Origin of the sequence: Pseudoalteromonas rubra, assembly GCF_000967655.1 — a bacterium.
GTDB classification, from domain to species: Bacteria; Pseudomonadota; Gammaproteobacteria; order Enterobacterales; family Alteromonadaceae; genus Pseudoalteromonas; species Pseudoalteromonas rubra_A.
In genome coordinates this window covers 42,132-56,167 of record NZ_JXYA01000043.1, presented here as the reverse complement: position 1 = coordinate 56,167, position 14,036 = coordinate 42,132, and the positions used below count along the sequence as shown (strand labels likewise).

Here is a 14,036-nt window from a genome sequence, read left to right as displayed (position 1 = left end):
GGATGACGAAGGCGAAGCTGGGATGACGAGGGCGAAGCTGGGATGGCGGGTGTGATGGGATGGCGGGTGTGATGGGATGGCGGGTGTGATGGGTAAAGTTGAGTGAAAATATGAATGTGCCAAAGGTTTAATAAAGCCTTACTTAAGACACTACCGCCATTTATCGCGCATGGGGATTAAACAAGTAGCGCACAAACTAGCATACACAACCAGTCATCACGCACTTGATGCGGGATCTACTTGAATACACTGCCATACCAGCAGGTGGACCATGAAGCATGTGTCGCTTGGTAGTATATGACTCAACCGCAGAGCCGGATAAGGCCACAAAGTGGCACTGATGCGACCTGGTAGCGCAAAAGTGCCACTTGTGCTGCGATTAAACCAGTTTGGCTTTGCCAGCCTTCACGGTAAAGCGCTTGCCAATGTGCGACTGATCATTCTTAAAGCCGACGAACGGCACATGGTGCCAGCTGGCATTCAGCTCGTCCTGAGTGATGTCCAGGGTTACAAAACCGCGATTGGCCAGGTCGATATAGCGGATGTGAGGATTCTCCGGGATCAGAATTTTACCAACATCGCCTACCAACTGTTGCAGGCCCGGCACCGGAATTGACGGTGATGTGACCGACGAGGTGACGATCTCTACCGCAATGGCTCCTTCGTGGGTAAAGCGGTTGTATTCGTGCCAGTCATAGGGGTTTTTACAGATATTCGCGGCCCATGACGAGTGTACATCACCGGTTAAGAACACCACGTTATCTATCTGGTTTTGTTCAATAAAATCAAGGAGGCGATGGCGTGCAGCCGGGTAACCGTCCCAGGCATCGCCATTAACGGGTTTGCCCAGCATCTGAATTTGCATCATCTGCACCTGCTGGCCCAGCAGCTTCCATTGTACGCCGTTTTGCTTGGCCTCAAACAGGTTGTCGTACAGCCATTGTTCCTGCGTATAGCCCAGTAAAGTGCGTGATTCATCCAGGCGCGCCGGATCTTTGATCTCAACTTGCTGATCGCGGCCGATCAAACGGGTGTCGAGCATATTCAGATCCAGCAAAGATCCAAACTGGAAGTGGCGATAAGATCGCTCCCGGTTGTTGTCGCTCGGCTCACGGATCGGCATCCACTCATAATAGGCTTTAATTGCAGCGGCCTTACGGGTTTGCCAGTCACCCTCGCCGTCATTGTGGTTCTCTGCCCCGCCCGACCAGGTGTCGTTGGTAAATTCATGATCATCCCAGATACAGATCATCGGATGGGTCTGATGCAGGGTTTGCAAGTCTTCGTCGGTTTTATAACAGGCATGGCGCACCCGGTAGTCGTCCAGGGTCACCATTTCGTGAGCTGGCTGAACTTTGCGGTTCCAAAGGAACGGATTGCGGTAGACATCTTTGTTACCGTACTCGTACAGGTAGTCACCCAGGTGTAGTACGGCATCCAGGTCGTCAATTTCCGCGATACGGGCGTACACATTAAAATAACCATAACTAAAGTGCGAGCACGACGTCATGGCCAGCTTAACCTGGCTAACATCGTAAGCTGGCAGAGTTTTGGTGCGCCCTGTCGGCGAGGTGATGGGCTTATCCAGCTCATCAATGATAAAGCGATAATAATAGCGGGTATCGGGTGCAAGCCCGCTGGCATCAACCTTAACGGTGAAATCGCGCTGTCCGTCGGTGATCTCAAAGCCCTCTGCAACAAGTGCAGAAAATTGCGGATCTTCTGAGACCTGCCAGAGCACTTTGACGCTGAGCGTGGCCATATCTACCCGCTCCTGCACCTCGGGCGGAATGGTAATGCGGGTCCATAAGATCACCCGGTCATCTAATGGGTCACCGCTGGCAACACCATGGCTGAACGGGTTTTGTGAAAAGGTACAGCCGCTCAGCCCCAGTGTGAGGGGAACGGTGGACAGCATCAGGCTGGTTTTAAAGAATTCGCGACGGGATAGGCTCATAAGTAAATACTCTAATTATCATTTTTGGGCGGTATTTAAACGCGTTTGTGTTAATTTTATATAACAAAAATATTACATTGAACATACTTTGCGGCCAAACAGGCTGCTTTGATTTAAAACTGACGCGATAATGGCTATAACTAAAGGAATTAGGTCAGATAATAAGCAGGTGAGAGTGGTTGGTGTCAGGTGGTATCTCAGAGTGTGGTGCTTTTTTATTGTGGGGCTTTTGTTTTACGGGCCAAAGGCTCTGGCGCAGCAGCCGTGTGCCAGCGAAGTTAAAATTGGTGTTGTTGCCGACTGGCCACCGCTGACAGCGGTAGATGAACGTGGTGCGTACGGGCTGGATGTAGAGATTGCCCGCAAGGTGTTTAGTGAGCTGAATATTTGCCCGCGCTTTTTACGCCTGCCCACGTCTGCCCGAAGTTTAGATCAGCTGGGTAAAGGGGCTGTAGATGTGTTGCTGATGGTCAGCTATGTGCAGGAGCGCGCTGAGCTGGGGGTGTTTTCTGACCCTTACCGGTGGGAAAAAATGCGCCTGTTTTCTCTGCGCCAGCCGCGTATGGCAATGGACTTAAAAGCATTGCTGCGACTGGGTTATCGTATTGGGCTGAGCATTGGCTCTTACTATGGTGAGGAGCTCAAAAACCTTGCCGATAACCCCGATTTTGGACATTTGCTGGTGGGGATCTCGGGCAGTACGCAGCGCGTCGAAATGCTGGCTAAAAAGCGCGTCGACTTTATTATTGAAGACGAAATTCTTGGCCGCTTTATGGGCCGCAAACTGGGGATCAAAAACTTCCATATCTGGGACTATCCGGTCCATAACAATCAGGTGCACTTTTTATTGCGCAAAGAGTTGTTCGACGCAGCGCAGCTGGCGCGTTTTAATGGTGTGATAAAGCGCCTGCGCCCGGACATAGACAAACTGGTTGAGCATTATACCCATCACACCGTGCCGCGCGGGGCTCACTGAAATAAGCGGTAATATAGATATCGCTTTATTGTGGTCTACACTGAGGAAGCTAATGGAGCCGCAATAAAGGAAACAACAATGCGCAATCACATTCTCCCTCTGTTTGTTTTACTCTCCGGGTGCATGGGCACCGCAGACAGTGCTGCCAACGATCCACAAGTTTATGCCGCTTTTACTATGCTGGCGCCCACGCAAAAAGGCGGCGTACAGGTTTATGCCAGAGCCATTGTCGATGGTGCGCATATCAGCGACCAGCAATGCCCGCAATTGCTGCCCTCAAGTGGTGAGGCGATAAAAACGCAGGCCAGACGATTAAACCCGGATCCGGATAACTTTCCGGTCACGGTCTGTGAAGCTGTGATAAATCCGGATACCCGTTATCGGCTCTCTCACGGTGGAATAGAGCTGGCTCCGGTCACGCTGGCTCCTGAGCATATTCAGGTCTTTGGTGATTCGGGCTGTAAGAGTTCGGTGTGCGAAGGCGCAAGTGCTGCGCAGCCCTTTGCTCAGCTGGCAGACCTGGGGGCAAAGCAAACCAAGCAGCTGATCCTGCATATGGGCGACTTTAACTATCGCGGCACGTCGGGCAGTATCAGCAAAGACATTTACGCTTATGATGCGGGAGATGGCGGCTATGGCGGCCCTTCATGTGGATTAACCGAAACCTATTACTCACAAAATGCCAGCGGCAGTCCCAAACCCGACACCTGGCAGAGCTGGCAGGCCGATTTATTCGCCCCGGCTAAGTCTTTGCTGGCAAGCGCCCCCTGGGTATTTGCCAGAGGCAATCATGAACTGTGCAGTCGCGCAGGCCCTGGCTGGTTTTATTTCCTGGGGCCAGGCTCAGACCTGCCCGGTGGTATCGCGCAGCAGTCTTGCCCCTATCAGGGGGAGTTCAGCCAGCCGCCCAGCGAGGCCAGCGGTCATATTGTCATGATAGACCCTTACTTGCTTGAGCTAGACTCGCTGGCATTGTGGGTGATGGATTCGGCCAATGCCTGCGATTCGCGTGCGCCACAAACCCTGACACGCCAGTATCGCGACCAGTATTCCCGCTTGCAGCAAGTTGCATCGCGGGTGAAAACCCCGTTATGGATGATGACGCACAGGCCGCTGTGGGGGCAAAGCGGGCCGGTTGGCACGCCCTCAATCACGGATATGCTGCAAACCGCACTGAAAACCACTCAGTCGCAGCAATTACCGCCCGAGGTCAGCTTGTCTTTATCCGGGCATATGCATATTTACCAATCGCTGGCTTTCGGTAAGAATAGTGGTCGTCCCCCTCAACTGGTGGTGGGCAACAGTGGGGTCAGCCTGAGTTCAACCGGCGCAAACAGCGGATTCAGCGCCCAGATTGATGGCAAGCGTGCACAGGGCAATACGCAAGGTGAGTTTGGTTATATTTCCATTGAACTGGCAAAAGACCAGCAATGGCAGGGGCAATTTTACAATACTCAGGGCCAGGTGTTTCTTGAGTGTGGCAGTAAGCAGGCTGAACAAGGTAAAGCCCTGTGCCAGATAGCGCGCTAAGCCGACAAGTCGCCACCTGAACAAAGGTGGCGACCATTATTCTGTTAACCTGACCTGTCCGGGCACTGCGTCTCTGTTAAATGGTTATTTTGAAAAATCCACCCACAGCCAGCCATCGTCTGCGTTAAAGTGCAGAGTGTGAACCGTATTATGGGTTTTGAAATTGACCATATTGACCTGGGCAGGCCAAATGTCTCTGAGTGCGTCGTGACGCATTTGCAGCCGGTTGAGCGTTGCGGGCACAGGCGCGCGCTGAATAACCCAGAAAAATTGCCCGTCGATGCTGCCACTGGTTAAAGTCAGCGGGATGGTTTTACCGCTTTCATCTTTAAACGCCACCTTATTATCAACATACTGCGCAAAGCGCGCTCTGTCAGACTCATTGTTAAACAGGTCGGCGTCTTCGCCAAACAATTCTTCAGCAGCATGCTCCGTGTCGTGCAAATGAAACCGGTGCATCACTTCGAGCTGCGCACTGCCCGGGTCTATCAGCACGGTCGTCATTGCTGCCTTAATCTGGTGCGCTGTGGCTGTGTTCACCCAAATTAATGCCAGTGCGGCAATCAGCCGATCCTTCATGGGGTACCTCTTGGTTGCTTAAGGCTTCTATCATAGCGCGTATCGCCCTGGAATATTGTTATTTTACTGCTGAGCTTGTTATCCAGATTAAAATAATCGGTATGCAGTGAGTACAATAGGTTTTTGCATTGTGTGCACCGGTTATGAATGTGATGAAATGGATCCATCGCCACTGCCAGCACGCAAGACGCTAAGATCTTGAGTGTGTAAAAATGACAGAGTCTGTGTGTCAAAATAACAATAATTTTCGTGCCAAGTTCCCATTTTGCAAATTTATTGTCTCTATTTTACAAATAAATTAAAAAAGCCAAATTCAATGGTTGAAATCGAAACTAAATTCCCAGTAAAATCGCGGACTTTTCAATCGGCGAGTAAAACTGGCGTTGGTTTTGCTCTGTACTAAGTACCCGTTTAGCTTAAAATGTGGTGAGCAGTATGGATTTCTACATACTAAAAAAACATGAGAAACTCGTTGCCATTCCGGCGGACGAACAGAACTGTAAAGAGTATCTAGATGATGGCTATTTTTATGTTGATAAAGTGGCCGCATGTAACGAAAAGTCGGCCTTGAAGCGTTTACACGGCAGGCATAACCGTTACCTCAGAGCATTGTGGTTGCTGGTGATCCCGGTGGTGATTTACGCCTGGCGTCAACTCAGCCATTAACCTATTCGCCTAAGCAGTGTATATTAACCGTCATTAAGGTTAAGGAACGCTGCATGAAGGTTTTACACACATCCGACTGGCATCTGGGTCAACAGTTTTACGAGCACAGCCGTCATGCTGAGCATCAGTTTTTTCTCGACTGGCTGTGCAACACACTCACTTCTCATCAAATCGATGTACTGATTGTCAGTGGCGACATTTATCACAGTGCCACGCCCTCAGCTATGGCGGAGCAGCAGCTCTATGCCTTCATCAGGCGCGCGAAAACCGACAACCCCAATCTGCATATTGTGATCACGGCTGGTAATCACGACTCAGCAAACCGAATAGAAACGGCTAAACCCCTGCTCAGTCAGTTTGATACCCATGTTGTGGGTCGCTTTGATAAGCACACTCCTCACGATGTGGTGAAAACCCTGAGCACTGCCAATGGTACTTTGCAGGTTGTGGCCATGCCATTTTTACGCAGCGCCGACCTGGATGCTCAGGCTGACGATCCGCAGGCCTATCAGCGCGGTGTTGCACGTGCTTATCAGGCTGCCTACCAGGCGTTGGATGCGCAATTCCCTGTTCTGGCCATGGGCCACTTACATGCGAAAGGCGGCAGTATTTCCGGCGATTCAGAGCGCAATATCACCATTGGCGGGTTTGATGCCATTACGGCGGATGTGTTTGGTGAGCGCCCCGACTATGTTGCGCTTGGGCATTTACACAAGGCGCAAAAAGTCGCTGGTAGTGAGGCTATTCGCTATTGCGGCACACCTCTGCCCATGTCGTTTTCAGAGCGTAATTATCGCCATCAAACGTTGCTGGTGGAATTTACCAATAACGCGCTGAGCAGTGTAAAGCCCCTTGACGTTCCCCGCCTTAAGCAAGTTATTTTACTCCCCGAGCGCGGTGGTGCGACTTTGGATGAGTTAATGAACTTACTCAGTGAACTCGATTTATCGCAATACCAGGACACTGCAACGCCCTATCTGAGGTTGCGGCTCAATGCCAGTGAAACGGATAGTCAGTTTCGCCACAAGATTGAGCAGGCGCTGACAGACAAACAGGTGCACTTTTGCGGCATTGAGCGTGTCAGCAATGCACAACAAGCCACAGACGAGCCACATTTTGAAGACCTGGGTCAGGTCGAAAAGCTAGAGCCGGTGAGTTTGCTGGAGCTGGCATACCGGGCACAAATAGACAGTGAGCAGGCCGTGCCACAAGCCTTACAGGATTGCCTGATGCAGGTGCTGGCGAGTGTACAGGAGCAGGAAGCATGAAATTACTTGGGATCCAGGTGCAAAACCTGGCGTCGCTGGCGGATGCCGACATTGACTTTACCCAGCCACCGTTAAAAGACACCGGCTTGTTTGCCATCACTGGCGACACCGGGGCAGGTAAAAGTACCTTGCTGGATGCGATATGCCTGGCGCTGTACGGCAAAACGGCCCGACTGAAGGCCGATGCAAAAAACAAAGTGATGCTCAATGGCGATGAGCTCAAACTCAACGACCCCCGTAATTTACTGCGCCGGGGCTGTGTTAGTGGCCGCGCCGAAGTCACTTTTTGTGGTCAGGATGGCAACCAATACCGCGCCAGCTGGCGGGTGGGACGCGCCCGTAACAAACTCGATGGCCGTATCAAAGAAGCGGAGCATCAGGTGGTGCGCCTTGCTGATGATACGGTACTAGCCAGCAAAACCACCGAAGCCAAACAGCTGCTGGAACAGTTACTGGGCCTGAACTTTGAGCAGTTTTCTCGTGCAGTTCTGCTTGCACAACATGAATTTGCGGCGTTTTTGAAAGCCAACAGTGATGAGCGGGCGCAACTGCTCGAAACACTCACCGGCACGGCCAAATTCAGTGTCATAGGCAAAGCGATTTTTGAGCATCACAAAGCCAAGCAAGACGCACTGGCGCAGCGCAAACAGTCGCTGGATCATGTCACCTTACTCAGCGACGAGGCGCTGGCTGACAACCAGCAAACCGCAGCTCAGCTGACAGCGGCTATCGCACAGGCCCGTGAGGAAGAAAAACAGCTGGAGCAAGGCATTAACTGGTATCAGGCCTGTGACAAGCTGGCTCAGCAATGTGCTCAGGCAGAGCAGGAGCAAGCACAGTGTCAGCAGCGCCTGAGTGCACAAGCCGATGATTTCGACCGCGCCCGGCGTGCAAAAGCCGTTGAGGTGATTGCTGACAACCGCGCTCAGGCTCGCGATACCACTGCCCGGCTCAAGCAATTAGGTCTGGATATTGGCCAATTGCAGCAGCAAGATTATGCACCACAGATCCGCGCAGCGGAGGAAGAGCTGCAAGCAGCTCAGGGGCGACTCAGCGAGGCGAAAAACCAGTTGCAGGTGTGCACCCCTGCCCTGCAATCATTGCGTGAACTGGATCAGCAACGTGAAGCCAATAAACAACTGCTGGCACAAAGCAGCGCGGAGTATAACGCCTTGCGTGAGCAACATGAGGTGTTGCAACAGCGAAGCGAGGCGCTTGATACTCAGCTGAACGCCGACTGTCAACAGCTTACCCAGTTACAACAAGTCTGTGAGGCCGACCCTGCGTTGACGCAAGCGAGCGAGCAATGGGGGCAGATAAGCGGTTCACTAAAGCAGTGGCAGGCGTGTCAGGGTCAGCTCAATAAGCTGGCGGAAGAACAACAACAGGCACAGCTTAATGCCGATAAAGACAAACAAGCACAGCAGGCACTGCAACCCAGATTAACCGAGCAGAACCGGCAGCTGGCAGATATTCAGGCCAGGCTGAGTGCCACTCAGTCTGAGCTCAATGAGCTTGATTATGAAACATTGCAGTTTCAGCGTACTCAGTTGGCTCAGGCGCAACAAAACCAGTCACAGCGTGCCCAGTTACAACAGGAGCAGGGCGAGCACCGGCTGCACATTGACCGCCTGCGGCATCAACATCACAGCCTGCAACAGCAACTCAAAGACACCGAGCAGCAGGATGAGCTGACCAGACAACGAGTATTGCTGACCCAGGAAAATCTGCAGCAAGTGCGATTTCGTGCCAGTGACAACATCAGCACACTGAGGGCGCAACTGGTTGCCGGACAGGAATGTATGGTGTGTGGCTCGACGGAGCATCCTTATGGCGTGGAGCATATCGACAGCCACTGGCAAACGCTGATTGCGGACTTTGAATCGCAATATCAGGCAGCCGAGCAAGCCCGCGAGCAGACACAACAGCGATATCATGCGCTGGTTGGCCAGGCTGAGCAATGCAACGGTCAGTTACAGGCGGCACTGCAACACGAAGCGCAGCTTAATCGTAAGCTGACGCAAATTGCCGAGGCGCTGGCGCAGCTGCCCGCTCAGTTGCGTGACACCGACGATCCTCAGGCACATCTTGAACAGCTGGATAAAAAGCTGCAAACCTATAGCCAGCTCAGCAAAACACAGCAACAGCTATGGCAGCAACAGCAAGCTTGCCAGCATGAAATACAGCAGCTGGAGCAGCAAAACCAGCAGCTACAAAGCCAGCTTGAACGCGCTGAGCAGGCCAGAGCCTATGGGCAAGCCAGACAAACGGAGCTGGAGACGGAGCAACAAGAGGCACTGGCTCAGGTTCAGCAGCTATACAGTGCGCCGCAATGGTGGCAGGCCTTTGAGCAGGCGCCTGAGCAGGCCATTACTACACTTGGCGAGCAGGTGCGGGTTAGACAGCAGCAACTGCAGCAGATCAGTCAGTTACAACACAAGATCAGTGAAGACGAACACACCGCTCAGCTACTGCGCCAGCAGTATCAGGATAAGCAGGCGCAGCTCGACAAAGCGGCTCAGTCCCGACAGGCGTTGACTGACAAAGGCGATGCGCTGACGCGTGAGCGGGTAGCCATTCAGCCACTTGAGATCAGCGCAGACAACTGGCATCAGTCTTTGCTGGATGAACAACAACAGGCTGAAGCCCTGCAAACTCAGGCGACTCAGGGCCTGGCCCAGCTGCGTCAGGCACAGGAGTCTCAGGCCCTCACGCTGGCACATAAGCAGCAATCTCAACAGCAGTTACAAGAAGCGCTTGATAAGGTTCAGGCGCGCTATCAGAGCTGGCTGGCGGAGCTGCAAACTCAGTTTGACAGCATGACAGAAGACGAGGTTGAGGCACTGCTGCAATGGGATAAAAACCAGTGGCAGGCACTGCTGGACGAGCATGATGCACTGAGTAAAGCGCTGCACAGTGCACAGAACAAACACACGCATTTGCAACAGGAGCTGCAGATGTTGCGCGCCGAGCCTGTGACAGAACAAAGCCAGGCGCAGCTTACAGAGCGACTGGCACAGTTACAGCAGGAGCGTGATGGCAGCCAGGCGAAGCTAATCAGCGTCAATGCTTTACTGAAACAGCACGATGACAACAAAGCCTATCTGGCAGAGCAGTATGAGGCACTTGAGGCGCAACAAGCCGAATATGAGCACTGGCATTTATTAAACCGCCTGCTGGGCGATGCGACGGGCAAAACCATGCGCAACCTGGCGCAGACCCAGACGCTCAGGATCTTATTGCAATATGCCAACCATCATCTTTGCAGCCTGAGTAAGCGTTACCGCCTGACTGTGATTGGTCAGTCGCTGGAGATCGCTATTATTGACCGCGATATGGCCGATGAGCAGCGCAGTGTGAATACCTTGTCTGGGGGCGAGTCGTTCCTGGTTTCTTTAGCGCTGGCGCTGGGCCTGGCTTCATTGTCTTCCAACCAGGTGCAGATAAACTCGTTGTTTATCGACGAAGGGTTCGGCACCTTAGATCCGCAAACCCTCAGTGTGGCGCTGGATGCACTCGATGCCTTGCAATCTCAGGGGCGTAAAGTGGGCGTGATCTCTCATGTGGCGGAAATGACCGAGCGGGTTGCCACCCAGATAAAAGTACAAAAACAGGCCGGCGGCTATTCGTCGGTCACCATCAGCGAACGATAAGGACATACCATGCCCAGTTTTACACAGGACGAAGCAACCCATTACGACAGCCGCATTGAACGCCTGGTGCCCGGTTATCAGCTGCTCCATGAACTGGTGCAGGCGCAGTTGCAAACCTTGCTCCCCGAGCAGGCACAAATTCTGATTGTGGGAGCCGGTACGGGCAAAGAAGTATTACAGCTGGCAGAGAGTAATCCGAACTGGACATTCATTGTGCAGGATGTATCGGACGACATGCTGGCCATCGCAGATCAAAATTTTACTAACCTGGGGTTGTCGTCACGGGTAACCATACATTCTGGGCCGCTGAGCCCGGGGCAGTATCAGGCTGATATAGCGCTATGCCTGCTGGTGATGCATTTTGTGGCAGACGATGGCGCCAAGCTGGCACTGCTGGAGTCAATTCATAGTAACCTCAAGCCTGGTAAGCACTTGCTACTGGCAGATCTGATGAAGCCCGAAACCCAGTTTGAGCGCGAGTCTCAGCTTAAGCACTGCCGTGCGATGGGCCTGACCCACATCGGTGAAGAACGGATGCGCCATAATCTGGAGCACGAATTTTACCCACTCGATCGAATGCGGCTGGCCGAATTGCTGGATGAAAGTGGCTTTTCGACCGCGCAGATGTTTTTTAAAGCTTTAGGATTCAGTGGCTTAGCTTGTATCAGGCAATAAATCAGGCGGCACCTGCACGAACTAACGCGACTAACTTTGAGATCTTGATATTACTAAGTTGGCGATAGTCCAAGTACGGGCAAATCAATAACTTATTGACGGGGTCGATAGCAAACTCTTCATCTATCCAGTGCATAGAGTTAGTAAAAAGATGATCTCTGAGTAGTGTTTTGCCATAGGTGCGGCCCGCTATGATGTGCCAGTCATAGCGATTTGCCGCCAGATCTGGCGCAGAAAACAGCAAAGCCTCCTGACAGCCTTGCTGTAACAGCCGTTTATCCCGATACTGCTGCCAGCTTGGGTACTGCTCCGGATGGTTAGTAAAATCATGATCTGGATGGCTGAGCTCAGCCACAAATTTAGCATACACATTAAACACTTTGCGCCAGCCGTTACCGCATTGCTGGTTAATGTAGTCTATCTCTCCTGTCTGTAACGCTATGACTTTATTCAAATTTTGAAATTCTGCGAGTTTTGGCGGGTGCTCAACATAAATGGCCAGCAACCCCTGCTCTGCGCCAAATCCGTAAGTTGGTAAATTCATGATCTCTGTAAATAGTGCGTGCTAATACTCTGACCATTATATCTGTTTTTACCACTGTGTGTTCTGTAAACCCCCTTTACACAGAATGTAGCTACCGATTTATCTGGGGGGTCTTGTATCTGACTTATAACTGACTGAAAAATTTAATGTTTAAGCAATGTATCTGTAACCGGTTCATCCCAACCTGTTGTGCGCTTGATAACAATAACTGTAGCAATTGTAGCAACTAACTCGGAGTAACTAATGAAGCGCATAGCATATTCGTTGATCGCCGCTGCCGTCACAGTGGCATTAACCGCCTGTGATGGTGATGATGGTAAACAAGGCCCTCAGGGTGTTCAGGGTGAGCAAGGTGTTCAGGGAGAACAAGGTAATAGTGGCACAAATGGCACGAACGGTACTAATGGTACTAATGGTACAAATGGTACAAATGGTGTTGACGGTGTTGCCGGTAAAGATGGTCAAAACGGTGGTTCAGGCCTGATCCGTATCGCCACTGTGCCAGCAGGTGCTGAGGTCACAGGTTTGTTCCTGAGCGAGCAAGGCGACCTGTTCTTCAATGTACAGCACCCAAGCGATGCGAATACATTGGTAGATGGTAATCAGCGCCCTTATGACGGCGGTACTGTGGGTGTACTAACCGGTGTTAACTTCAACGAGTTGCCACGCAATATTGTGAGCTCACCGGTTCCAGTGACAGAGCTTGAGAGACAAACAGTTGTGACTGCGATTGGTGAATACCAGATCCTGGGTCAGACCGGTGATGTGTATGCGGATTTGGGTGAGAAAGGCCTGGCTGATGGCTTAGGTGTGCACTACGGCATCACTTCAGGTGATAAAATCCTTGAAAATGATAACCCGGACTTCAATGGTTTTATCCCAAGTGCTGACGATGAAAATACAGGTTATTTATTTACTAACTGGGAAGCATACCCGGGTGGTATGAGCCGCCTTAAAATGAGCAAGAGCGACACGGGTAAGTGGAAAATTGAAGAAGCTATGATGCTCGATTTTGATGCCGTTAAAGGCACCGCTGCGAACTGTTTTGGATCTGTATCTCCCTGGGGCACGCCACTGACGTCTGAAGAGTGGATTGTAAGGTCTGACGTTGACACCACTCAACATGCTAGTTGGAATGATCCGGCCTTTGTGAAGATAGAAAGAATGAAAGAGCTGGTTGCACCTGAGTTCCCTAACCCTTACCGCTACGGTTATATTGCAGAGGTGCAAAATCCGCTTTCTGATACGCCAGATGTTGTGAAGCACTTCACTATTGGTCGTTACGAGCACGAAAACTCCGTAGTCATGCCAGATGAGCGCACTGTTTACTCCTCTCAGGATGATACTGGAGGTGTACTGTTTAAGTTCATTGCGGATCAACCTAAAGACCTAAGCTCAGGTACGCTTTATGGGGCGAAGCTGACTCAGGACAAAGGCCTGAACGATCCGGCTGTGACTGGCTTTGATGTGACCTGGGTTGAAATTGCATCGGGCACCAATGCCGAAATTGAAGCCTGGATTGCCGAGTACGATGAAATCAGCACTGCAGACTTTGTTCAAGGTCAAACAAGTTACCTGTCTGTGGCTGACGTAAAAGCCTGGGCAACAGGTAAAGCAACCTACCCAACGCTTGCCGAGGGTGGTGGCCTGGTTACGGCGGGTAAGCCAATGGATAACCGTGCTGCATTCCTTGAGTCTCGCCAGGCGGCCAAGCAATTAGGTGCAACGGCTGAGTGGCGCAAGCTGGAAGGGATCAGCATCAACTACGACCGCGTAGTCGAAGCCGTAACTGGTCAGGACAGAGTGCCGGGCGAAGTGGTTGAGCAGGCTTATATGTATATCGGTGTTGCTGACATTGACGACACTATGATCGGTGATGAGGGTGATATCCGGTTGTCGGCACGTGTTCTTGACTGTGGTGGTGTTTACCGCGCGCACATCGATAACAACTATAACCTGACTCGCATTGAGCCTGTGGTGATGGGGGGGACATTCCGCTCCAGCATGACTGGCGCAGAGGAGTGTGATGTCAATCAGTTGTCTCAGCCTGATAACGTGATTGTTATGCAGGACGGCCGCATCATCATTGGTGAAGACGGTATCCAGGAAAACAACACCCTGTGGTTGTACGATCCTAACGCTAAGTAACTGTAAGACTCGCGGTGCCCGTTCGTGGCACCGCATTTTT

Annotated in this window: 10 protein-coding genes; 7 read left to right on the top strand and 3 right to left on the bottom strand. The window is 51.7% G+C overall.

The window, feature by feature from the left end; translation table 11 throughout:
- Positions 1–379 precede the first annotated feature (379 nt).
- Entirely contained in the window at positions 380–1,957 is a 1,578-nt protein-coding gene (locus TW77_RS17770) for an alkaline phosphatase D family protein (protein WP_046006325.1), read from the bottom strand.
- A 202-nt stretch (positions 1,958–2,159) separates the two neighbouring features.
- Here TW77_RS17770 and TW77_RS17765 point away from each other — a divergent pair, with 202 nt between their 5' ends.
- Positions 2,160–2,933: a substrate-binding periplasmic protein gene (locus TW77_RS17765; RefSeq protein WP_052713253.1), complete on the top strand. Its 774-nt coding sequence runs from the start codon at positions 2,160–2,162 to the stop codon at positions 2,931–2,933.
- Between the two features lie 78 nt (positions 2,934–3,011).
- Positions 3,012–4,463, top strand: a complete 1,452-nt coding sequence (locus tag TW77_RS17760; RefSeq protein WP_052713252.1) for a metallophosphoesterase — start codon at positions 3,012–3,014, stop codon at positions 4,461–4,463.
- Positions 4,464–4,547: 84 nt separating this feature from the next.
- Here the strand turns inward: TW77_RS17760 and TW77_RS17755 are convergent, their stop codons facing one another.
- Positions 4,548–5,042, bottom strand: a complete 495-nt coding sequence (locus TW77_RS17755; RefSeq protein WP_046006324.1) for a DUF6702 family protein — start codon at positions 5,040–5,042, stop codon at positions 4,548–4,550.
- A gap of 435 nt (positions 5,043–5,477) precedes the next feature.
- Between TW77_RS17755 and TW77_RS17750 the strand changes: the two genes are divergently transcribed.
- The 4 genes from TW77_RS17750 to TW77_RS17735 are packed head-to-tail and all read left to right on the top strand — an operon-like array spanning position 5,478 to position 11,304.
- Positions 5,478–5,708, top strand: coding sequence for a hypothetical protein (locus TW77_RS17750; protein WP_046006323.1), 231 nt, complete (start codon positions 5,478–5,480; stop codon positions 5,706–5,708).
- A gap of 53 nt (positions 5,709–5,761) precedes the next feature.
- Positions 5,762–6,976: an exonuclease SbcCD subunit D C-terminal domain-containing protein gene (locus TW77_RS17745; RefSeq protein WP_046006322.1), complete on the top strand. Its 1,215-nt coding sequence runs from the start codon at positions 5,762–5,764 to the stop codon at positions 6,974–6,976.
- Complete coding sequence (locus TW77_RS17740; RefSeq protein WP_046006321.1) at positions 6,973–10,629, top strand: AAA family ATPase; 3,657 nt, start codon at positions 6,973–6,975, stop codon at positions 10,627–10,629. Before TW77_RS17745 ends, TW77_RS17740 begins: the two co-directional genes overlap by 4 nt.
- Before the next feature lie 9 nt (positions 10,630–10,638).
- The gene (locus TW77_RS17735; RefSeq protein ID WP_046006320.1) at positions 10,639–11,304 is read left to right on the top strand and encodes a class I SAM-dependent methyltransferase; all 666 of its coding nucleotides are present in this window, start codon (positions 10,639–10,641) and stop codon (positions 11,302–11,304) included.
- Between the two features lies 1 nt (position 11,305).
- On the opposite strand, the gene TW77_RS17730 is transcribed toward TW77_RS17735, so the two are convergent.
- Positions 11,306–11,848 (bottom strand): DUF6942 family protein, encoded by a 543-nt coding sequence (locus TW77_RS17730; protein ID WP_046006319.1) that lies wholly within the window; start codon positions 11,846–11,848, stop codon positions 11,306–11,308.
- Between the two features lie 243 nt (positions 11,849–12,091).
- Here TW77_RS17730 and TW77_RS17725 point away from each other — a divergent pair, with 243 nt between their 5' ends.
- On the top strand, positions 12,092–13,996 hold the full coding sequence (locus tag TW77_RS17725) for an alkaline phosphatase PhoX (RefSeq protein WP_046006318.1): 1,905 nt from the start codon (positions 12,092–12,094) through the stop codon (positions 13,994–13,996).
- Positions 13,997–14,036: the final 40 nt, after the last annotated feature.